Annotated in this window: 19 protein-coding genes; 10 read left to right on the top strand and 9 right to left on the bottom strand. The window is 62.7% G+C overall.

What is annotated here, in order from left to right; translation table 11 throughout:
- On the bottom strand, positions 1–1,548 hold the full coding sequence (locus RCF49_RS19905) for a 4-hydroxyphenylacetate 3-hydroxylase family protein (RefSeq protein WP_342641528.1): 1,548 nt from the start codon (positions 1,546–1,548) through the stop codon (positions 1–3).
- Positions 1,549–1,685: 137 nt separating this feature from the next.
- Between RCF49_RS19905 and RCF49_RS19900 the strand changes: the two genes are divergently transcribed.
- The gene (locus RCF49_RS19900; RefSeq protein ID WP_342641527.1) at positions 1,686–2,291 is read left to right on the top strand and encodes a TetR/AcrR family transcriptional regulator; all 606 of its coding nucleotides are present in this window, start codon (positions 1,686–1,688) and stop codon (positions 2,289–2,291) included.
- 3 nt (positions 2,292–2,294) lie between these two features.
- Here RCF49_RS19900 and RCF49_RS19895 read toward each other — a convergent pair whose 3' ends face one another.
- From RCF49_RS19895 to RCF49_RS19885, 3 genes are all read right to left on the bottom strand, one after another.
- Positions 2,295–2,660, bottom strand: coding sequence for a response regulator (locus RCF49_RS19895; protein WP_342641526.1), 366 nt, complete (start codon positions 2,658–2,660; stop codon positions 2,295–2,297).
- The gene (locus RCF49_RS19890) at positions 2,653–4,857 is read right to left on the bottom strand and encodes a PAS domain S-box protein (RefSeq protein WP_342641525.1); all 2,205 of its coding nucleotides are present in this window, start codon (positions 4,855–4,857) and stop codon (positions 2,653–2,655) included. The genes RCF49_RS19895 and RCF49_RS19890 overlap by 8 nt, the downstream gene beginning before the upstream one ends.
- A 153-nt stretch (positions 4,858–5,010) precedes the next feature.
- On the bottom strand, positions 5,011–8,316 hold the full coding sequence (locus RCF49_RS19885; RefSeq protein ID WP_342641524.1) for a helicase-related protein: 3,306 nt from the start codon (positions 8,314–8,316) through the stop codon (positions 5,011–5,013).
- 178 nt (positions 8,317–8,494) lie between these two features.
- Here RCF49_RS19885 and RCF49_RS19880 point away from each other — a divergent pair, with 178 nt between their 5' ends.
- The 6 genes from RCF49_RS19880 to RCF49_RS19855 all read left to right on the top strand — a co-directional run bounded on the left by RCF49_RS19880 (position 8,495) and on the right by RCF49_RS19855 (position 14,725).
- Complete coding sequence (locus RCF49_RS19880; protein ID WP_342641523.1) at positions 8,495–9,397, top strand: MBL fold metallo-hydrolase; 903 nt, start codon at positions 8,495–8,497, stop codon at positions 9,395–9,397.
- A gap of 27 nt (positions 9,398–9,424) precedes the next feature.
- Positions 9,425–10,330 (top strand): NAD(P)/FAD-dependent oxidoreductase, encoded by a 906-nt coding sequence (locus tag RCF49_RS19875; protein WP_342641522.1) that lies wholly within the window; start codon positions 9,425–9,427, stop codon positions 10,328–10,330.
- A 113-nt stretch (positions 10,331–10,443) separates the two neighbouring features.
- Complete coding sequence (locus RCF49_RS19870) at positions 10,444–11,148, top strand: DUF2161 domain-containing phosphodiesterase (protein WP_342644245.1); 705 nt, start codon at positions 10,444–10,446, stop codon at positions 11,146–11,148.
- A 175-nt stretch (positions 11,149–11,323) separates the two neighbouring features.
- Positions 11,324–12,802 carry an MFS transporter gene (locus RCF49_RS19865; protein WP_432807418.1) on the top strand — a complete coding sequence of 493 codons (1,479 nt, stop codon included), beginning with the start codon at positions 11,324–11,326 and terminating at the stop codon, positions 12,800–12,802.
- Between the two features lie 131 nt (positions 12,803–12,933).
- The gene (locus RCF49_RS19860) at positions 12,934–13,878 is read left to right on the top strand and encodes an alpha/beta hydrolase (protein WP_342641520.1); all 945 of its coding nucleotides are present in this window, start codon (positions 12,934–12,936) and stop codon (positions 13,876–13,878) included.
- A 106-nt stretch (positions 13,879–13,984) separates the two neighbouring features.
- On the top strand, positions 13,985–14,725 hold the full coding sequence (locus RCF49_RS19855) for an SGNH/GDSL hydrolase family protein (protein ID WP_342641519.1): 741 nt from the start codon (positions 13,985–13,987) through the stop codon (positions 14,723–14,725).
- On the opposite strand, the gene RCF49_RS19850 is transcribed toward RCF49_RS19855, so the two are convergent.
- On the bottom strand, positions 14,713–15,303 hold the full coding sequence (locus RCF49_RS19850) for an alpha-ketoglutarate-dependent dioxygenase AlkB (RefSeq protein ID WP_342641518.1): 591 nt from the start codon (positions 15,301–15,303) through the stop codon (positions 14,713–14,715). The two genes, RCF49_RS19855 and RCF49_RS19850, sit on opposite strands and share 13 nt — an antisense overlap.
- 171 nt (positions 15,304–15,474) lie before the next feature.
- On the opposite strand from RCF49_RS19850, the gene RCF49_RS19845 reads away from it, so the two are divergent.
- The 3 genes from RCF49_RS19845 (at position 15,475) to RCF49_RS19835 (ending at position 17,918) form a co-directional block, all read left to right on the top strand.
- Complete coding sequence (locus tag RCF49_RS19845; protein WP_342641517.1) at positions 15,475–16,947, top strand: protein adenylyltransferase SelO; 1,473 nt, start codon at positions 15,475–15,477, stop codon at positions 16,945–16,947.
- 84 nt (positions 16,948–17,031) lie between these two features.
- Positions 17,032–17,499: a nuclear transport factor 2 family protein gene (locus RCF49_RS19840; RefSeq protein ID WP_342641516.1), complete on the top strand. Its 468-nt coding sequence runs from the start codon at positions 17,032–17,034 to the stop codon at positions 17,497–17,499.
- Between the two features lie 77 nt (positions 17,500–17,576).
- The gene (locus tag RCF49_RS19835; RefSeq protein ID WP_342641515.1) at positions 17,577–17,918 is read left to right on the top strand and encodes a hypothetical protein; all 342 of its coding nucleotides are present in this window, start codon (positions 17,577–17,579) and stop codon (positions 17,916–17,918) included.
- 30 nt (positions 17,919–17,948) lie between these two features.
- Here RCF49_RS19835 and RCF49_RS19830 read toward each other — a convergent pair whose 3' ends face one another.
- The 4 genes from RCF49_RS19830 to RCF49_RS19815 form a co-directional block, all read right to left on the bottom strand.
- Positions 17,949–19,373 carry a UdgX family uracil-DNA binding protein gene (locus RCF49_RS19830; RefSeq protein WP_342641514.1) on the bottom strand — a complete coding sequence of 475 codons (1,425 nt, stop codon included), beginning with the start codon at positions 19,371–19,373 and terminating at the stop codon, positions 17,949–17,951.
- Positions 19,373–20,608 (bottom strand): putative DNA modification/repair radical SAM protein, encoded by a 1,236-nt coding sequence (locus RCF49_RS19825; RefSeq protein ID WP_342641513.1) that lies wholly within the window; start codon positions 20,606–20,608, stop codon positions 19,373–19,375. Before RCF49_RS19825 ends, RCF49_RS19830 begins: the two co-directional genes overlap by 1 nt.
- Positions 20,609–20,723: 115 nt before the next feature.
- Entirely contained in the window at positions 20,724–21,623 is a 900-nt protein-coding gene (locus tag RCF49_RS19820) for a lipid kinase (protein WP_342641512.1), read from the bottom strand.
- A 102-nt stretch (positions 21,624–21,725) separates the two neighbouring features.
- Complete coding sequence (locus RCF49_RS19815; protein ID WP_342641511.1) at positions 21,726–22,193, bottom strand: YbhB/YbcL family Raf kinase inhibitor-like protein; 468 nt, start codon at positions 22,191–22,193, stop codon at positions 21,726–21,728.
- Positions 22,194–22,207: the final 14 nt, after the last annotated feature.

The raw sequence follows: 22,207 nt of genomic DNA, 5'->3' as shown, positions 1-22,207 counted from the left end.
TTACTCCGCTGCCGGTGGGAAGGCCTTGGCGCCTGCAGAGGTGGTCTCGATGGCAGGCACCTCGCAGCCGGTGACACAGCAGCGCCCCGGCTGCTTGCTCACGCGCTGGTTCTCGTTCAGCAGGCCACGGTCGAGCAGGCTTTCCACCAGCTCGGCCTTTTCCATGATGGGATAGTTGCGCCAGATCTCGCGCTTCATGGCCTCGGGCGAGCCGCCACCATGGAGGGAAATCACCGAATACCAGCCGCCTTGATAAGAGGCGGTCAGATCCTCGATCAGCCGTGACACCTCGAGGCGGCTTTCAGCGGGAATGTCGGGCCTGCCTGCCAAGACTGCCGAAAGGGAGGCCCTGGTCTCGGGGTTGTGGTCCTCATCGGGTCCGGGGAGCGCCACGATCAATCCACCCGAGACGTAATGGGCGATCCGGTGCATGTCATAGATCTTGGTGGCCAGCAAAAGCTTGCCAATGTTGGAAAAAACGGGGTCGGGCATTACCGAGCCCGCGGGATCCTTCGCGCAATAGACCGAGGCCGCCACCCCGCAAGCAAAGAAGCTCTCGGTGATGGTGATCAGCTCGACCATGGCCTCACGGATATGGCCATGGCGGTCGGGGTCAAGGCCGTTGGCCTCGACCATCAAGGCCCCTGCCCCCATCAGTAGATCGCCAAATCCAGCGCGCGCACCGATGCAGGAATGGCGGTGATGGGTGGCATAGGACGTGGTGAGGAAGCCGCCTTTCTCATATTCGCCAGCGAGGAAAACGCGCTCATGCGGCACGAAGACATCCTCGAAGACCACCACGCCGGTCGACTGGCCATATTTCGCGGAGAATTTGGCGGCAGCTTCGCCTGGGCGGCCGGCTGGTCGCGCGATAATGGTCACGCCCGGCGCATCCACCGGCACAGCGCAGCATAGGGCGAAGGGTGCGTCCTCCTTCGTGTGGGTGCGACAGGGCATGACCAGGAATTCGTGCATGTAGGGCGCGCCGGTCACGATCGCCTTGGTGCCACGAATGATGATCCCATCCGGCCGGCGTTCGGTGATGTGAACATAGACGTCCGGGTTGGCCTGCGCGCCAGGACGCTTGGAGCGATCGCCCTTGGCGTCGGTCATGGCAACTCCCAGGGTTAGGTCGCGGTCCTGAATGTCGTGAAGATAGGCCAGGAAACGCTGATGATAATCCGTGCCGTGCGCGTCATCCGTGCGCTTCGTCGCCTGGAAAATGGCATTCAGGGCATCATGGCTGAGATAGCGCTGGGCACAGCCCGAGAGCTTGCAGACGAGGCGCACCGCTTCGAGCTTGTAAAGAAGGTCGGTCGAGGTCTCATCGATATGGACCATACGATTGACGGTCTTGTCCGATGTGCCCTGGCGTGCGGTCATCAGCAGCTCGTGGTCGGACTGATGGGCAAGATCATAGGTGATGCCGACGGCGTTGATGCCCGGCGCAAGCAGCGGCTCGTCGGCCACGCTCTCGACCGCCCGACCGTTCACGAAGACTCGCGGTGCATAGGCACGCAGGGATTCGCGATAATCACTCGCCGTCATCAGCATCGGGCAATCCTCCTCAGTGTTGTTCATAAATTTGAACGCTGTTAGAATTCGCGTCAAGCCCAGTCCGGGGCGAGCGAAATGGTTGGGGCGGGGGTCAGTTGGAACAGCGCAGGCAGGGACGGCGGCGACTGGTGAGCGAGCACAAAAGGGAGCTCATTCTCGCGGCCGCACGGGAAATTTTCGAGGCGGAGGGGCTGGAGGGCGCAAGTCTCAGGGCGATCGCTGCGCGGGCGGGCTACACACCGGCAGCTCTTTACTTCCACTTTCCCTCCAAGGAGGCGATCTATGCGGAATTGCTGCTGATCTCGCTAAGCGCTCTGGGTGACGCCATCCGTCAGGCGGCGTCGGGACTTGCGGCCCCACAAGAGCAGCTGCGCGCCGCAGCGATGGGTTTCTTTTCCTTCTATTTCGCGAGGCCGCGCGATCTCGATCTTGGCTTTTACCTGTTTCACGGGGGAATGCGGCCGGCGGGGCTCGGCCCCGACTATGACGAGGTGCTGAATGCCGCGCTCACCGCGGCGCTTAGCCCGATCACGGAGGCGGCGGAGGCGCTTGGGACATCGGTGACCGAGGCGAATATGCTCACCGCCGACATCTTCGCCCATGCGGTCGGGCTGTTGCTGCTCGCCCATACGAGACGTATCCGCCTGTTCGGTGCGGCTCCGCAGAGCCTGATGGAGGCTCATCTCGATGACCGACTGAGCAAGATTGGTGAGAGACGACGACGGGAAGTCTGATGCTCAATCCCTGCTGAGGGCAGCGGCCAGGGCGGCGTGCAGATCGGCATCGGTGAAAGGCTTCTTGAGAACCGGCCACGTACGGAGGTTCGGCCGCAGCCCGTCGGCGCCATAGCCGCTGCTGAAGATAAACGGAATGCCACGTTCGGCGAGAATGTCGCAAACCGGGAAGACCAGCTGGCCGCCGATATTGACATCGAGCACGGCGAGATCGGCTGCGATTTCGCCGGCAAGACGCTGGGCTTTGCTGAGATGGGCGGCGGAGGCAACAACGATGCAGCCCAGGTCCTCCAGCATGGCTTCGATGAGCAAAGCCACGCTGCCCTCGTCCTCGACCAGAAATACGCGCTTTCCCGCAAGCTCAGTCATTCGTGCCCATATGGGAGCCCGCATCCAGTGGCACCGTCAGGTGGCAGCGTACGCCAGCGGGATCGAAAGTCAGCGCAAGCCTGCCGTCGAGATCTGTCTCGATACACCGTTCCATGAGCCGGGTGCCGAAGCCACGGCGCTTGGGTGGTGAAACGACGGGACCGCCGGTTTCGATCCATTCCAGGACCAGGGCTGCGCAGTCGGGCTGATCAGCTGGCTCGACCTCCCATTTTATGTCGAGTATGCCGGATTGAGCGGAGAGCGCCCCGTATTTGGCCGTGTTGGTGGCAAGCTCATTGAGTGCCATTGTCATGGCCACCGCCATGCGCGGGCTCAAATTGACGAGCGGTCCATCGATCTTCAAGCGATCCGATGCGCCCGCGTAGGGGGCAAGCACCTCCTGCAGCAAATCCGCCAGATTGGCGCCTTCCCAATGCCGCCGCGTCAGCAGGTCATGGGTGCGAGCAAGAGCCATGATGCGTGCTTCGAACGTGTCCACGAAGGCCTCGGTGCTCAAGGCATGCCGAGCCGTCTGCCTGACCAGGGCCTGGACTGTCGCCAGCGTGTTCTTCACCCGATGGTTTAGCTCATCGATCAGCACCTTCTGGCGCATCTCAGCCGCCTTGCGCTCACTGATATCAACCAGCATGTTGATCGCGCCCACCACACGACCATCCGCCCCATGGAGGGGTGTCGGGTACGGGATGAACGGCAAGCGGGTTCCGTCGGGCCGTTCTGCAATCGCCTCCATACCCCTGATCGCCCTTCCCTCTTTCAAGGCCATGGCCATCGGGCATTCCTCATGGGGCATGGGTGTACCATCCGGCGAGTAGAGTCGCCAGGTGACGCACCACTTATCACTGCCCAGTTCGGGCACGCGCCCCGATAGATCGATGGCAGCCTGGTTGAAGAAGGTCACTCGCCCTTCGGCATCGGTCGTATAGACCGCCGCCGGCAGCGCCTCGAGCAGCTCCCGGGTGTGTCGCTCGCTCTCCCTCAGCCGCTCGTTCGCCAGACGACGCTCGGTGACGTCCTGAACGACTCGCACGCCATAGCGGAAACGCCCTTCGCTATCGCGTACCGAGGATGAAAACACGTCCACGTGTATCTCGCTGCCATCGCGGCGGAGATAACGCTTCTGTATGGAGTAATTGTCCAGTTCACCAGCCACCTGCCGGGCATATAGGCTTATATCCTGCTCCACATCCTCCGGATGGGATACATCGCGGAAGCGGCGTGAAAGCAGCTCAGCTTCGGAATAGCCCGTGATCTTACAGAGGGTGTCGTTGACGCGGACAAAGCTTCCGTCTTCGTCGGTTTCCGCAATGCCCACGGTTGCCGCGTTGTATGTGGCGGCGAGGCGTTCCTCGCTTTCGCGGCGCGCGCGCTCCGCCTCGTACAGTCCCGTCACGTCGGTGGTGAAGCATCGGGTGTTTGCGAATTTTCCGTCCTGGAAGCGACTGTTAGACGTGATGAGAACATGTTTGATCGAGCCGTCCTTCGCGCGGAGGCGCGCTGGATAGCGGACAAGCTTTTCCCCGCGGCCCAAGCACTGCAGAATATCCGCGATGGTGGGTGCATCATCGTGAAACTCGGCAATATGACGCCCCAGATACTCCTCGGCCGAGTAGCCGAGCAAATCGAGCTCCGCCTTATTGGCCCGCAAAATTGTCCCGTCGGCGCCAACAATGTGCAGGGCGATGGCACTGTTCTCGAAGAAGTCCTCCAGGTCCTTGCGACCGCGTTCAACCTCGTCTTCCAGAGCCTTGCGGGCCGAAATGTCCTGGAAGCAGTTGATCGCACCCTCAATCTCGCCGTCGAAATTCTTCAACGCACGGATGTTCACCAGAGCGGTAATGCGGGAGCCATCAGGCCTCTCTATCACCACTTCAGCATTCCGGGTAGGCTCGCCCGTAAACAGAGCATGGGCCATTGGGGTCTCATGCTTGGGAAGCGCACGACCATCGCGATAGTAGAGCCGGCAGGCACCGCAGAACCGCTCGTCCGGATCATCGCAGATGGGCTCCCTGCCCCAAAGCTCCACGGCCTCCCGGTTGAAGCGCACGAGCATACCATCGGCCGCACAAATATAGACCGCGCCCGGAATGGCATCGAGCGTCGTAGGCGATGCCGCAATAAGGGCTTCGTACTCGGTAAGCACCTGGCTGCCGCGTGAGACCTGATCAACCCTGTTCATGAAAGCCTATCGAAAGAAGCCGCACCCGAAGATCACGACGAAGCTGCAGAGGATAGCTCGGAGGTGAAGAAAAGTCAGGGGTTCCCACCTCACGGGCATAACCTTGCTCAACGGGCTGCCTAAAAAAAGGTTCCAGGTCGCTTCCCGGGCTGCTCAACCCAAGAGGCGCTCGATGACCTTGGTCACGACGATGATACGGTCGTCAGCGGTGCTGCCGACCTTGGCGATGAGCCTTCCCTCACGCCAGCGGACAGGAATGCTGCTCTTTTCGATGTGTCTGCGCGCCTGCGCGCCGTCGGCGATGGTGATCGCAATGCCCTGCGGCCCGACATCAAGGCGGCTGATCCCGAAGCGGCGACAGGCGAGCCTCAGCTTGGCCAGGCCAAGAAGCTGGTCTATCTCCGGCGGGGGCGGCCCGAAGCGGTCCGCGATCTCTTCGCCCATCGTGTCGATATCGCCATCCAGCTGGACCTTTGCGAGCCGGTCATAAAGCTCAAGACGCACAGCCTCGTCGGCAATGTACTTTGGAGGAATCCGCCCGCTCAGCCCGATATTGAGCTCTGGTACAGTCTCATCGGGCAAGGGCTCACCGCGCGCCACGCTGAGCGCCCCGTCGAGAAGGTGGCGGTAAAGCGCGGGGCCCACCAGCTTCAAATGGCCGGCCTGTTCAGCCCCGAACAGGTCACCAGCACCGCGCAAATCAAGATCACGGGCGCTGATGTCGAAGCCCGCCCCCAGCTGGTTCAGCTCCTGCAAGACCCGAAGCCGCTTTTCAGATAGGGGGGATGCTGATGCCTGGGGGTCCCGCATCAAATACGCATAGCCGCGCCTGCCGCCACGCCCGACCCGCCCACGAAGCTGGTGGAGCTGCGCAAGCCCGAACCGATCAGGGCGCCAGATGAGGATCGTGTTGGCGCGGGGCAGATCAAGCCCGCTTTCGATGATGTTCGTGGCCAGCAGGACATCGCCCTCGCCGGCGGCAAACCTCATCATGACGTCATCAACGTCAGATGCGGGCATCTTGCCGTGGATCGTGAAGGCGGTAAGCTCAGGTGTTGCTTGCACCAGACGCTGCTGCCACGGCTCGAGGTCTTCGATCCGGGGGCAGACGATGAAGCTCTGCCCTCCCCGGCGCCACTCATAGATCAAGGCCGAGCGAACCGTCTCATCGCTGAGGTCTGCTTGTAGAGTGCGAACCGGCAATCTGCGGGTGGGCGGCGTTGCGATGACGCTGACGCTCTGCAGACCCGTGATCGCGGCCTGCAATGTGCGCGGGATGGGCGTCGCGGTCAGGGTAAGGCGATGCGCGTCTTGACCCAGCTCTCGGAGCGTCGCCTTGTGGCGCGCGCCGAAACGCTGCTCCTCGTCGATGACGACCAGAGCGAGATCGTGAAAGCGAATATCCTTCTGCGCAAGAGCGTGGGTGCCGATCACCAGATTGAGCGTGCCATCGCGCAAGCTCTTCTTCACGGCGCGCTTCTCCGCGGCGGGGGTGAGGCGCGACAGCTGACCAATCTTGACGTTGAAGCCCGAGAAACGGCGCCGGAAGGTCTCGTAATGCTGGCGCGCGAGCACGGTGGTAGGAACCGCCACGGCAACCTGCTTGCCGCTCAAGATAGCGGCCGCTGCCGCGCGCAGGGCAATCTCCGTCTTGCCAAAGCCGACATCGCCGCAGACCAGCCGGTCCATGGGCCGCCCTCTCGCGAGATCCGCCAGGACCTCCTCGGCAGCACGCGCCTGGTCAGGGGTCGGGAAATAGGGAAAGCGGGCAACGAAGCGCTCGTATTCGGCGACGGGTGGCACGAGCTTCGGGGCTGACTTGGCCTCACGCTCGCTGGCCAGGGCGACAAGCTTTTGCGCTGTTTCCCGGATTTCCTCCTGGAGGGCGTTCCGGCGCTTCACCCAAGAGGCGCCGTCGGCCCGATCAAGCGTAATCTCCGCGTCCGCGCCATAGCGCCAGATGAGCGCAAGCTCCTCAACAGGCACCATGACGCTCGCCTCATTGGCGAATTCGAGCCGGATGACCTCCTGTTCCGCCACGTCTAGCGCGGTGACGCTCTCGAGGCCACGCAGAACCGCCGCGCCGCGGTCGAGATGGATAACCACATCGCCCGGCCGCAGCACTTCCTCGGTTTCAGCGAGATCCCGTTCGCGCCAACCGAGAGGTGTTTCATGGGACGTCCTGCTGCCGAGCACATCGGACGCGGCAATGACTGCAACGCCCAGGGACGGCATGACAAAGCCCGCATCGAAATCAACCTGGAGGCTCACGACTTCCGCAGAGCTCGCCAAGGCCGAATGCCAGTCAGGGCAGCGCTCGATCGGACTGCCCGCCGCCTGGCGAGCGCGCTGCTCAAGCCGCCTCAGATCGCGCTCATCGATCGCGGCCAGCAGGATGCGCCGGGCATTTGCTCGCTGGCTTTCAATGAAGGTCTGCAGAGCCTTGCGTGGGCTGCGCTCGGCGATAAACTTGGGAGTGCTTTCGCCGGGCTCGGTGCGCGCTTTCGGAATATCCAGGACCTCGGACCTGGCGAAGGCGGCATGCCATTCCGCCTCGCCCAGATAAAGGTCCTGCGGTGGGATGGCGATCCCGCTTGCCACAGGACGGTTCCCAAGGGGCAAGATCTTGTGACCCTCATAGGCCTCGCGAACCTGTTCGAGCCATGCGGTCATGCGCCGATCGATGTCGTGATCCCGGATGATTACGGCACCGGGCAGGTAATCGAACAGGGTCTCGAGGTTGGCCGACCGCGCATCCTCATCCACTTCGGACGTGGAGGAAGATTGAGGCCGATTCAGGACCGCAAGTTCGGATGCAGCATCGAGCACCACCTCAGGCAGATCGTCCGTGGTCCGCTGGGTCGTGGGGTCATAGCTCTGCAGGCTGGCGATCTCGCCATTGGCCAAGCCGATCCGCACCGGTCCGAGAGCGCCCGCGGGATAGACATCGACCATCTGCCTCTGGATCGCAACTTCCCCTGGCTCGTCGACCAGGGCATCGACCTCGTAGCCGGTGCGAAGGAAGAAGCTGCGGAGCTCCTCTGTGGTGATGGCAAACCCAGACGTGAGCCTCAGGGTGGCATCGGGCCAGATCGCACGGTAGGGTACTCGCTGCAGCGCCGCGTCGACCGTGGTGATCACCAGCGGCTTTGGCAACCCCTCCGCCAGACGGCGCAGGACGGATGAGCGCCGTCCCATGATCTCGCGCGCCGGCAGGCCTCCGTCATAAGGCAAGGCATCCCATCGCGGCAAAACCAGCGGGTTACACTCAGGATCAAGGGCATAGAGCATAGCGCCCAAATGCTCGGTGCGGCGCTCATCCGCAGAGAGGAACAGAACTCCACCAGGTCCAGCCTGCTGCCAGGCTGTCAGCACGGAGACAGCGATCGCGCCCAAGGGTGATCTTTGCGAAATCTCAGGCAGAAGGCCAAGGCGCGACGGTGCCGGCTGATGCTTCATCGCCGACCGCCGGGGCTCTCGGGGCATTTCGGTCTACGCACGGCGATGCCAAACATTCATCGGGACAATTGACCCGCTGAGAACCGCTGGACGTGCCGGCGGGTTCCCGACTCGCCAAGCGGGAACCGGCTTGCGAGCCTGGAGGTTTCGTCCAGAGTTCGGAAGATATGGGTCAGCCATGGCACAGCAAATTCCACTCTCCCCAGAGGCGAGTGCTCTCGATCCGGCACTGGATGCAGCGCGCAGGGACAAGACCCATGAGATCGCCCCCGATCTCGCCTATCGGCGCCTCGGCATTGTCAATGTGATCTTCTCCGGGATGCCGGCAGCCGGTGACAGGCGCTGGGTTCTCATTGATGCTGGCCTCTTCGGCACCAAAGGTTTGATCAAAGATGCGGCTGCCGAGCGTTTCGGGGGTGAGGGACGGCCGGCTGCGATCATCCTCACCCATGGGCACTTCGACCATGTCGGGGTGCTTGAAGATCTCGCGGCCGAATGGGACGTGCCAGTCTATGCACACCCGCTCGAGCGGCCTTATCTCGAGGGCAAGGCCGCCTATCCGCCGGGTGATCCAAGCGTCGGGGGTGGTGCCATGGCGGCACTTGCCAAGCTCTATCCGCAGGGGCCGATCCAGCTCGGGGATAGGTTGCACACCTTACCGGAGGATGGATCCGTGCCGCATATGCCGGGCTGGCGCTGGATCCACACGCCCGGCCATAGTGTCGGTCACGTCTCGCTGTGGCGGGAAAGCGACCGCGCGCTCATCGCGGGCGATGCGTTTGTCACCACGGACCAGGAGTCTGCCTATGCCGTTGCTGTCCAACGCGCGGAGATGCACGGTCCGCCGATGTATTTCACCACCGAATGGGACAAGGCAGGCCAATCGGTTGCAAAGCTTGCCACGCTCAAACCCGAGCTCGTGATTACGGGGCATGGGGAGCCGATGCAGGGTGCCGAAATGCGCAGCGCTTTAGACCAGCTTGCGCGCGAGTTTCCCCGGGTCGCCGTACCGTCGCGCGGCAAGTATCTCGACCGGCCGGCCCGGGCGGAGGATGGCAGCGCCTATTGCAGCCCGGCGTGATCGGCGGCGACAGGCCCAAGAGAATCGATGATGAGCCCAAATGCGCTGGACTGTCTGGTGATCGGTGCGGGTCCTGCGGGGCTTACCGCGGCCATTTACCTCGCGCGCTATCGCTGCCGATTTCTTGTGATCGATGCGGGCGCGAGCCGGGCGAGCCTCATCCCGCTCTCGCATAATGTTCCAGGGTTTCCCGACGGGATTGGCGGCACGGAACTGCTCCGCAGGCTACGCGATCAGGCGCGGTGCTACGGGGTCGAGTTGAAGACCGGCACCGTTGCCCAGCTTTCCCGCACGGAGAACTGCTTCCGGGCCGAAATCGATGGCTCGGACGTGATCGCCAGGACAGTCATTCTCGCCACCGGCATTCTCGACAGGCAGCCTGATCTGCCAAGCCTCGGGCGGCTCCTCCGGGAAGGGCATGTGAGGCTTTGCCCGGTCTGTGACGGTTATGAGGTCATCGGGAAAACAGTGGCCGTGCTCGGACCGATGCGCCAGGCAATGAAGAAGGCCCTATTCCTGCGCACTTTCACGGACAGGCTGACGGTGCTTCCGCTGGGTCCCGATACGGAGGCCACGGCAGAGGAATGCCGGCGGATGCTGGAAGCGGGTATTGCCTGCCATTTCCACCCGGTCAGGGATCTGATGGTTGAGGGCGACGACATCACCGCGATCATGTCAGATGGCCATAAGCATCGGGTGGATGTGCTTTATCCCGCCCTTGGCGCCGAGATCAGAACCGACCTTGCGCTGGCGCTCGGGGCGGAGGCAAACGAGGCCGGCTGCCTCATCACCGATCCGCATCAGGAGACATCGGTTCCAGGTCTGTTTGCGGCAGGTGACATCGTGAACGAGCTCAATCAGATCGCGGTCGCCTTTGGGCACGCGGCGATCGCCGCCACCACCATTCATAACCGGCTGGCCGGCTTGTCGTAGGGGAACAAGCCCGGTCAGGGAGTGCGCCTCCAAGAGGCAGGGCGGTTGCGCTCGCGGCAAATCCTGGTTACGCCCAGAGCAAGCTGTAAAGACGCCCTGAACGGAGACCTGCTCTGGAAACCGCCCTCTATCGCCCGGTCAAGCGCTTTCTCGAAGAGCTCGGCTATACCGTCAAGGGTGAGGTGGGCGGATGCGATCTCGTGGCGCTCAAGCGCGATGATCCGCCCATCGTGGTCATCGGTGAGTTGAAGCTTACTTTCAATCTCGAGCTCGTGCTGCAGGGCGTTGATCGCGCCACAGCTTGCGATGAGATCTGGCTTGCGGCAAAGCTCTCGACCCGCGGGCGAGGACGGGAGAGTGATCCGCGGTTCCGCAATCTCTGCCGCAGGCTCGGCTTCGGCCTGCTCGGGGTTTCGGGCAATGGCCAAGTTCAGGTGATCGTGAGCCCGGCCGCCGCCATGCCGCGCAAAGACCCGCGACGCCGCTCGCGACTGGTCGACGAGCATCGCCGTCGGCAAGGCGACCCCATGGTGGGCGGCGGCTCGCGCAGCCCGATCATGACGGCTTATCGCCAACAGGCGCTTGCCTGCGCGGCGGCGCTGGCCAAGGGTCCCAAGCGGCCGAGGGATCTCAAGGCGGAAATCCCGGATGCGCCCAAGATCCTGTTTCGCAATGTCTATGGGTGGTTCGTCCGCATCGAGCGCGGCGTCTATGATCTCACGGATGCCGGCCGGATGGCGATCACCCGGTGGCCGCAAGCAGAGGCGACATGTCCTCTTCACGAAACAATGGCAGATAGCAGCCCCTTGAAAGCCTAGCAAAGTTGCGCGATCTGCTGTGAGCCCGCGCGAACCCGCGCCTTGGGCCCCAGTGGGGCATTACTTGATTGGAGTGATCATGTCGACCGGAGTGTCCGGGGCGAGCATAGCAGAGGTGTCGCCCGACGGCGTGGCACCCAATAAGGTGCCGCCTAAAGCCACGGCGCGGGAGTGGATGGGGCTTGCGGTCATTGCATTGCCGTGCCTGCTCTATTCCATGGACCTCACCGTCCTCAATCTGGCCGTGCCCGCGCTCAGCGCCGATCTCAAGCCCAGCGCCACCCAGCTTCTGTGGATCGTCGATATCTACGGGTTCATGGTGGCGGGATGGCTGATCATCATGGGCAGCCTCGGTGATCGCATCGGCCGACGCCTTTTGCTGATGACCGGGGCGGCAGCCTTCGGGCTCGCCTCGATCCTGGCCGCGATCTCCACGACGGCGGAGATGCTCATTTTCGCTCGCGCCCTGCTCGGCATTGCCGGGGCGACAATCGCACCCTCCACGCTTTCGCTCATTCGCAACATGTTCCGGGATGAGCGGCAACGCACCTTGGCGATCAGCGTCTGGGGCACGAGCTATGCGGCGGGAGGGCTTATAGGCCCCATTCTCGGTGGCATCCTCCTGGAATTCTTCCCCTGGGGATCTGTGTTTCTGCTGGCCTTGCCGGTGATGGTACTGGTGCTTGCCACGGCGCCATGGCTCTTGCCCGAATACCGCGACCCCGATGCGGGACGAGCCGACCTCCTGAGCGCTGCCCTCTCGCTGGCGGCGGTTCTGTCGGTGGTGTACGGCCTGAAGCAGATCGCCGAGCATGGCCCCTCAGCCATGGCAGGCCTGTTCGTTGTTGCGGGGATCGGGCTTGGTTTTGCCTTCATCCGCCGCCAAGGGCAATTGGCTGATCCGCTGATCGATCTCCGGCTGTTCCGTACGCGCGCCTTCTCCACCGCGCTCACGATCAACCTCCTGGGCTGCCTGGTGATGTTCGGGACGTTCCTGTTCATTGCGCAATATATGCAGCTGGTGCTGGGCCTGAGCCCGCTGGCCGCCGCCTTGTGGAGCCTGCCTTCGGCCGCCACCATCACAGCCGGCTCGCTGCTCGCACCATTCGTGGTGCAGCGCTTTCCGCCCGCCACTGTGATTGCAAGCGGCATGGGCCTTTTGGCGATCGGCATGGCCCTGCTCACCCAGCTCAGCCATGGCGGGTTGCCGGTGCTGATTGCCGGCACGGTGATCCTGTCGATCGGCCTCGGTCCGACCTTCGTGCTCACCACCGACATCATCGTGAGCTCAGCCCCGCCAGAACGGGCGGGAGCCGCCAGCGCCATCTCCGAGACCGGCGCCGAGTTTGGCGGCGTGCTTGGCATCGCCATCCTGGGCAGCATCGGCGTGGCTGTCTATCGGAGCCTCATGAGCGAGGTGCTGGCGCCGGGCCTTCCGCCCCAATCGCTCGAGGCCGCACGCGGCAGTCTCGGCGGTGCTGCGGCCGTTGCACAGGAACTCAGCGGAGCTGCAAGCGGATTGCTCACCATGGCCAAGGCTGCCTTCACAGAGGCCATGGCGGTGGCAACCGGCCTCTGCGCCATCCTCGCCGTCGCTGGCGCGCTGGCGGCAGGCATCCTGCTGCGGAAGCTGCGAAGGGCCAGCGTTCAGTAGCCTGCCTGCCATTCGCAGGCAATTTTGTCGTACCCATGTCATCGGCAGAGCCGCTGGACGGGACATGGCACATCAAATATAAATACGAGTTCAGTATTGTATTCACATGAAATTTTCTTGGATATTACTCGATGAGACAAGATAATACTGTATCCAAGCGCGATGTCCTGCGTCAGGAGATTGTTGCTCTTGCGGAGCAGGATGTTGACGCGGAATCCGCATTGCGCGCGGCATTCGCCCGTTTCTGGGGCACAGCTCAGGGAGAGCCTCGCGAGATCTATGACCGCTTCATAGGCAGGTCGCCAGCGGCAGATGGTGTTCGCTTCGAAGAGGTGGACAGTGGCCCGGTTCAGGGCTGGTGGTGCCATCCGGAAAACGCGGTGCAGGATCGCGCCATCCTGTTTTTGCATGGCGGCGCCTATATTCAGGGAAGCCCCCGCGCCTATCGCGGCTTTGCCAGCCAGATCGCCACACGGGCGCGGGCTGCGACCTTCGCCCTCCAGTATCCGCTCGCCCCTGAACAGCCCTTTCCCGCAGCCCCGAAGACCGCGCTCGTGGCCTATCGTTGGTTGACCGAAAGCGGCTTCAGCAAGATCGCTCTTGTCGGTGATTCCGCTGGCGGTGGTCTCGCATTGGTGACGCTGGCTCAAATCGCTGCCGACAAGGCCCTGACACAGGCCGTTGCGGGGGTTATGTTCTCACCGTGGACCGATCTATCGCAGAGCGGCTCCTCGATGGGCGATCCAAGAGTGACCGAGCCGCTTCTCAACCGGGACATGATCGTGGGTGCTGCCAGAACCTATCTCGGGTCGGCCCTTCCGCGCCATCCCGGCGCTTCGCCGCTGTTCGGCCGCTTCGCCGGCTTGCCGCCACTGCTCATCCAAGTCGGATCAGACGAGATCCTGCTCGATGATTCCTTCCGCTTTGCCCGATTGGCGGCCAATGCAGGCGTCCCGGTAAAGCTGGAGATTTGGGAGCGTCTGCATCACGTGTTCCAGCTCAACAGCGCGGAATTGGTCAGCGCCCGACGGGCCCTCGACCGAGCAGGCGAGTTCCTCGAGAAAGCATTTGTCTGATGGCTCTCGCCACGGCTGTGGCCCAGCGCCCGAAACACTGTCGCGCAACGGGATCCCTCGGCAGCCGCCAGCATTCTCCTGGCAAGCTGCGTCTTTGAGGGCGTTCATGAGCTCTGCTGGCGGATATCGGCCGTCGCGCCGGTCGTTCATCGCCGGGTCTCTAACGGCGACGGCGCTCGGTGGTCAGCTCAGAGCAGAGGTTAACATCTCGATGGACCACATTGCATTATTGGGTGATTCGGTCTTCGACAATGGGGCCTATGTGGGCGGCGGCATCGACGTGATCGGTCACTTGCGCCAGCAAATGCCGAGCGGCTGGCAGGCAAGTCTGCTCGCTGTCGATGGCGGCCGCATGGCAGATCTTCCCCGGCAGATGGCCGGTCTTTCTCAAGATGCGACCCATCTGATCATCAGTATCGGTGGCAATGACGCCCTCGCCTATGCATCAGTGCTGGATGAGCCTTCGCGCAGCATTGCTGAAAGCCTGCTCAAGCTTGCCAGTATTCGCGCACAGTTCTGCCGGGATTACCAAGCCATGCTGGATGGGATCGGGCAGATGAACCGACCGGCAGCGGTTTGTACGATCTATGATCCGCGCTATCCCGATCAGGTCGAGCGCACCGTAGGAACCACGGCGCTGATGGTGCTCAATGACTGCATCATCCGGGAGGCCGGGATCCGCGGCGTGCCCGTGCTCGATCTTCGGACCATATGCAATGAGGATCAGGACTTCGCGAATGCCATCGAGCCTTCGGATCAGGGCGGCCGCAAGATCGCTCGGGCCATTGTCTCCCTGGTCGCGGAGCACGATTTCGGCCGAAGACGGACCGCCATCTATGCGGGCTGATCGTCTCGCTCACGCAGGGTTCTGAAAGTGACGGAGTAGCGCAGCTGCTCCATGGGTGGAATGCTGTGCTCCCAAGCGGTGCGAACCGGTCCTCGCAGCAAATAGGCCGAGCACGGGGCGAGCGTGACGGCCGCTCGCTCCCAGCCGTTGCCACTCTTGCGCCTCAGCCTGAAGCGGCAAGGAGAGACGAGCGAGATGCCTATTACATCCTCGAAAATGGCCCGATCCCGATGCCAGCCAATGCCTGCGCCGGGCGAATATTCGGTCACGAGAACATGCTTGATCGTCTCGACGGGGACCTCGGCAAATCGCGCGGCGGCGGCGCGAAGCGGCAGCAGGATATCCGGAATTTCTTCTGCCGGCCGGACGGTGCTGGTGTTGAAGTCATAATGCAAGCCGAAAGAGACCACGTGCCGGTTGCCGCGATAGCCCTGAAACTCGAAGGCCTTAAACGGTAAGGCGCGGAAATTCTCGATGAGGGCTGCTTCCTCCTCAGGGGAGATCAGATCCGGCTGATAGGCGAAGCCCTCAGGCCAGGCGGGCTCGTCGCTCAAAAGACGAAGTTGCTCAGCATTCATTGCATGCCTCGGTTCCGCAGCCGGTTTGTGCTCCTTGCAGAGCAGGTCTGCCTTGCTTTCCCGCAATATAGGAACAATCTCTGAGAGGCTGGCGTTCCGCTGGCAGCCCTTGCGCCCATCGGCGGCATGGCCGATCGGGCTGACCCTTTTGGATGATATCTGCGAGAGCCCGTGACCTTCAATTTCGATAACAGCTATGCACGCCTGCCGGATCACTTCTATGCCCGCGTGGCACCCACGCCGGTCACCGCACCCAAACTCGTGCGGCTGAATCGCGAACTTGCCCGCCAGCTCAACCTCGATCCGGATTGGCTGAGCAGCCCAGAAGGGGTCGAGGTGCTGGCAGGAAATCGCATTCCAAGCGGATCCGAGCCGATCGCCATGGCCTATGCGGGGCATCAGTTCGGGCAGTTCGTGCCACAACTCGGTGATGGCCGCGCGATCCTTCTCGGCGAGGTCGTGGCCCGCGATGGCGTGCGCCGCGACATCCAGCTCAAGGGCTCCGGGCCCACGCCCTTCTCGCGGCGAGGGGATGGCCGGGCAGCCTTGGGGCCGGTTTTGCGCGAATATCTGATCAGCGAAGCCATGGCCGCATTCGGCATTCCCACAACGCGCTCACTCGCGGCAGTCACCACGGGGGAAACCGTCATCCGCGAGCGCTTCCTGCCAGGCGCGGTGCTCACCCGTGTGGCGGCCAGCCATGTGCGGATCGGCACGTTCCAATATTTCGCCGTACGCCGGGATGGTGAGGGGCTGCGCAGGCTTGCGGATTACGTGATCGCGCGGCACTACCCGAAAGCAGCGGAGGCGGAACAGCCCTATCGCGCGCTGCTCGATGCGGTGGTCAAGGCGCAGGCCGAACTCGTGCCGCAATGGCTGCTCGTCGGCTTCATCCATGGGGTGTTGAATACGGATAATACCTCGATCGCTGGCGAGACGATCGATTATGGCCCATGTGCGTTCATGGACGCCTATGACCCCGAAACGGTGTTCAGCTCAATCGATTATCACGGACGCTATTCTTACGGAAACCAGCCGCAGATCGTGCATTGGAACCTGGTGAGGCTGGCAGAGTGCCTGTTACCCCTGTTCTCCGATGATCAGGACAAGGCGGTGGCCATGGCACAGGAGGCGATCGATGCCTATCCCGAGCAGTTCAAATCCGCCTATGAGGCAGGGCTTCGGCGCAAGCTCGGCCTGTTTACCGCACAGGAGGATGACCTTACGCTCGCCCAGGATCTGCTCACAGCCATGGCGAAGAACGGGGCCGACTTCACCCTGACCTTCCGGGCGCTCAGCGATGCATCCGCCGACCTGGCACAGGATGAGCGCGCCCGAGCCCTGTTTGCCGATCCCGCCGTCTTCGATGAGTGGGCCAAGCGCTGGCGAGAGCGCCTCGCTGCCGAGCCGCAGGATGCAGAGACCCGCCGCAAGGCGATGCGGGCGGTCAATCCCATGTTCATTCCGCGCAATCATCGGGTGGAGGCGGCGCTTGCGGCGGCGGTCGACCGCAAGGATTACGCGCCGTTCGAAGAGCTGCTCCAGGTGCTGACGAAGCCCTTCGAAGATCAGCCGGAATTTGCGCAGTACGCAAACCCGCCCGAGCCGCATCAGCGGGTGCTCAAGACATTCTGCGGTACCTGACGGGATGCTCGCAAACACGCTTCCCATTGACGGCTGACAGGGCACGCGTTCTCCTGGACAAGGGTTTGCCCGGGAGGAAGCAATATGACACCTGATGCCTTGCTCAGCGCCTTCACCGATGCGGTCGAACGGCGGGATGGACGATCATTCGCGCAGCTCTTCACCGAGGATGGGATCTATCATGATGCGTTCTATGGCTCGTTTCAGGGCCGTGCCCGGATCGCCGAGCTGATCGACGACTGGTTCCACCGGGACGCCAAGGAATTTCGCTGGGACATGCATGATCCGGTCACTGACGGGCGCATGCTCTATACACGCTATGTCTTCAGCTACATCTCCACCTTTCTCGAAGCCCAGGGACGGCGCGTGATGTTCGAGGGGGTCGCCATCATGCGGCTCAGAGACGGGCTCATCGCCGATTATCGCGAGGTTGCCAATACGGGACCCGCCTTGCTGCGCACCGGATTTCCGGCCGAACGGGTTGCGAAAATTCTCGAGCGGCAGGGCGAGGAACTCGCTGGGCGAGAGGAGGCTGCCGGGCATCGCGGATAGGCGTATGCCTGATTCCCCGGAACTCTACCGCTGCTTAGCCTTATATCCTGGGATCAGGCTTCAACGGACATGGATCCATGCCGAGTTCCACTTACAAGCTGTTTGCCAAGGCCATGGCTGAGCGAAAGCAGGTCGTTTGCGTAGCGAAGGGGTTTAAGCGGGAGCTTTGCCCGATCGTGCTGGGCCATACCAGGGGCCAAGAGCGCGCGCTCGCCTATCAGTTTGCCGGCGAGAGCACAACCACGCTGCCGCCTGGGGGCGACTGGCGCTGTATCCATCTTGCTGACGTGACCGAGATCCAGCTTCGGGACGGGCCCTGGCATGCAGGGTCACGTCACCGCACCAGGCAGACCTGCGTCGAGGACGTGGATCTCGATGTCAATCCCGAAAGCCCCTATAACCCACGGCGGCGGCTGTAACTGCGTTGCGGCGACGGCGCATACCCCCGATCACGCCGCTTTCTGGCACCAGGACGAGACCAGGCGGAGGTCTTGAACGAAGGCCTCATATTCAAGCTTCGCCCGTTCGGGATCTGGCAACCGCAGCAGATATGACGGGTGTACCGTCACCAGAACCCGCAGGCTGCCGATCTCAAGAATACGCCCGCGCTCCTTTGTGACCGCGACTGCGCGGCCCATCACCCCCAGCGCTGCGGTTGCCCCCAAAGCCACGATCAGCTTCGGTTGAATAAGGGCAAGCTCCCGATCCAGCCAGAAGCGGCAAGCATGCACTTCGGCCGCCGCCGGCTTGCTATGCAGCCGACGCTTCCCCCGCGGCTCAAACTTGAAATGCTTCACGGCATTGGTGACATAGACGCTGCTGCGATCGATCCCCACCTCCGCCAAAGCGCGGTTGAAGACCTGACCTGCCGGTCCGACGAAGGGCCTGCCCGCGAGATCCTCCTGGTCACCCGGCTGCTCGCCCACGAACATGATCTCGGCATTGGCCGGGCCCTCCCCGAAGACCGTCTGGGTTGCGGGCCCGTGAAGAGGACAAAGGGTGCAGGCCTCTGCCTGGCTGCGCAGGATTTCCAGCGGTTCACCCGGTTCGGGTCTGCTCGGTTGAGGGCGCCGCGCCAGACTGTCGGCGAATTTGGGAGGTGTATCGGGCGGTCGGGCAGCCATTGCCTCTGCCAGAGGCTTGGCCATACGCACGAGATCAGGCATTTGCGCTGTCTCCGGCAAAGTTGGCCAATGGCGTTTGGGCATTTGCGCCACCATGGCCTTTACCCTGAGACGGGCCGGGTTGAAGGTCACCCGATAATAGGTGGTCCACAGCTCGTCCAAAACTGGGTCGCCATCCTCGCGCGGCCGGGGTCCGGGAGGGCCAAAGCTCAGTTCACCGTCTCGCCAGGCCATGGTGCCGTGCGGTGTGGCAATCAGCCAGTCCATATTGGTGAACCGGTCGATGAAGAAGGGCGCGGATAAAGACAGCACGCGGAATTGCGGTTCAAACCAGGCAACGAACAGCGTGCGGTCATCAATCTCTTTCTCGCTGAAGCGCACGAAGGCGCGCATGCGATAGGCATCGCGCTGCACCGCCCGGGCATAGAGCATGGCTTGTCTGACATCAGGGTCTGAAAAGCGCTCCAGCACCTGTCGTTCCCCATGGGCGATCCGCCAAAGCAAGCGATAGAGGAGCGCAAAGCGATCTTCGGCGGTGTGGCAGAGGATTTTCGACAAAAGCTCCTGATAGAGACGAGGAACGGTGATCCTGGGAGCCTCCACGCTGTTCGTCATCTCGAACAGAGACCCGGTTTTCCCCTCCACGAAGAGCACCCGATCAGGGCAGAGCTCCTGGGCGAGGCATTGCCGGGCTACCTCGCGGAACTGCTCCTGGCTACAATCCCCGGGAAGATAAACCGTCTGCATCATTAGCCCAGCGCCAACGCCAACTGCTCGGGCTTGCGCGTGAGCCGCCGGCGCAGATGTCCATCGTCCAAGAGCCGGCTAGGCTGCCAGTCGGGCGTGACTATGAACGGCCTGATACGTGCAACCGAGCTGGTGAGGCGCCCGAGATCGGCAAGACGCAGCGCCCCATGCCGGCGAGCCGTGATGATACGGTCCACCGCGCGGGTCCCAAGCCCTGGCACACGCAGGAGCATTTCGCGGCTCGCCTTGTTCACATCCACCGGGAAGCCGCCACGGTGGGCGAGCGCCCAGGCAAGCTTAGGGTCTATGGAAAGATCGAGCATGCCGGCTGGCAAGGCGCTTTCGAGCTCTGCCAGTGAAAAGCCATAGAAGCGCAGCAGCCAATCAGCCTGATAGAGCCGGTGCTCCCGCATCAGCGGGACAGGCTTTGGCGGCAGGTGCTGTGAAACATGGCCGGTGGGGCTGAAGGCCGAATAATAGACGCGCTGAAGCGCGTAGGCCCCGTAAAGCTCGGCGCTCTTCTGCAGGATCTCGAAGTCCGATGACTGATCAGCGCCAATCACCATTTGAGTGCTCTGGCCAGCAGGGGCATAGGGCTGGGTCTTGGTCCTTCCTGTCAGGGATTTCTCTGCCGCAGCCTCAATATTGGTTCGGGTGCGGGCGAGGCCTCGCTTGATGTCGCGGATCGATTTTTCCGGGGCGAGCTCTGCAAGAGAGGCTTCAGCGGGCAGTTCGACATTCATGGACAGACGATCGGCGTGGCGTCCGGCCTCAGCCAGAAGTTCGGCGCCGGCGCCAGGTATCGTCTTCAGATGGATATAACCATGGAAGTCATGCTCTTCCCGCAGCACTCTTGCCACCCTGACCAGATCGGCCATGGTCTCGTCGGCCGAACGGGCGATGCCGGAGGACAGGAACAAGCCTTCGATGCAATTGCGCCGGTAGAGATCGAGCGTGAGGGCCACCACCTCCTCAACCGTGAAGCGCGCGCGCGGCACGTTGCTCGAGCGGCGGCTGACACAATAGACGCAATCATATCTGCAGAAGTTGGTGAGGAGGATTTTCAGCAGAGACACGCAACGGCCATCAGGGGTGAAAGCGTGACAAATTCCTTCTCCCGTTACCGACCCGAGCCCCTTGCCTGCGTTACGCTTAACACCTCCAGAAGACACACAGGAGGCATCGTATTTCGCGGCGTCGGCCAGGATTTCCAGCTTCTGCAAAAGGGTGCGTGGCATAGCCAAGTCCGTGGACTGTTCTTGTTTTGTTCACATAACTCCTCATGGGGCGTCGTGCAAGGGCCGTGCACTGATAAATGAGATGCAGAACGAACAAGCTCCACGTCCAAACGGTCTAGCGAGGTGCAAATACCTCCACCGCCTGCGGAATGATCCGGAACTCGGCAGGGGTGGTGGAGACCAGCTCGCCATCGGCATTGATGTCATGAGGCCGGCGCGTGGTCAGTTTGAGCGCGGTCGTGCCGAAGGCGCGCACATGTTTCCAGCGACCATGGGTGCCGCGGCGCAGGGCGGGCATCAGCGCGATCAGATGCCACCAATGCGGCACTTCGAGACTATAGACATCGAGCCTGCCATCATCAGGCTGGGCGTTCACCTCGACGGTCATGCCGCCGCCATAGAAGCGGCCATTGCCGACGGAAAGCTGGATGGTGCGCACCTCCTCCACCTGGCCATCATGCTCGATATAGAGGGTGAAGGGCCGGCTCTGCGACAGGATGCGGAGCGCGGCGATGGCATAACCCAGCACACCCCAGCGACGCTTTGCTTCGGCGGTCAGCCCACGCGCCAGATCGGCGCTGAAGCCAACGCTCGCCACATTGAAAAAGGGATGGCCATTCACCTCGCCCAGATCAAGCCGGCGCCTGTGGCCGGCCGTGATCACCCGGGCCGCGGCGGCGGGATCAAGCGGGAGGCTCAGCGTGCGCGCGAGATCGTTCGCCGTTCCCAGCGGTAGAATCCCAAGGGACAAGCGGCGCTCAATGAGGGCGGGTGCCACCGCGTTCAGCGAGCCGTCACCACCCCCAACGATGACGAGATCGATGCCGCCTACCGCACGGACCTGGTCAGCCAAGGTCAAGCCCGGGTTTTGAGGCTCCACCAGCTCGAAGCCATGGGCGCTGAAGACAGCCCGCGCACCATCAATCGGGCGCGAGCCGCGCCGCGCCCTCTGGTTGACGAGGAGAAGCGCGCGCTGCAGGCGGAAGCGGGTCTGGTTATCGAGATCGAGCTGCATTTAGGGGCGGATATGGGGAGGCATGCTCGGTTGTGCGAGAGACCCGCCGCTGATATCGCAAGCCTGCAGTCGCGACAATCTTTCCTGCTTCAAGCGGCGCCCTTAGGGTTTAGCGTATGTGCCCGTCAGCTCAGCTTCGGCCAGGATATAGCCCCTTGCCATATCCCACATCTCAGCCGCCGACGGCCTTGGCTCCAGGGGCAGATTGGGAACACGCAGGGCGGCAAGCCTGAGCCTGTAGGTGTGTGGCGGATCGCCTGGCGGCGGCTGCGGCCCGTCATAGTGGAGATTGCCGAAATCGTTTACCGCATGCGGCAGATCCTCGGTGCGTGCGCCCGAGCTTCGCCCCGGCGCCAGATGCCTACGGTCACGCGGGATCTCGAAAATGCCCCAATGCCGGAACGTACGCCCCGGCGCATCGACGTCTTCCATCACCAGAACATAGCTCTGCGTCCCTTCCGGCGGATCCGTCCAATCGAGCTGGGGCGAGAGATTTGCATCATCCCGCGTGTGCTTGTCCGGGATGGGTTGACCATTCTCGATCGAGGGGCTCGTGAGTTCGAAAGGCATCGGTCTCTCCCAGA

The sequence above is a fragment of the Rhodoligotrophos sp. CJ14 genome (assembly GCF_038811545.1).
Lineage (GTDB): Bacteria > Pseudomonadota > Alphaproteobacteria > Rhizobiales > Im1 > Rhodoligotrophos > Rhodoligotrophos ferricapiens.
Note: the sequence above shows the minus strand (reverse complement) of the source record. Positions and strands in the feature narration are given on the sequence as shown.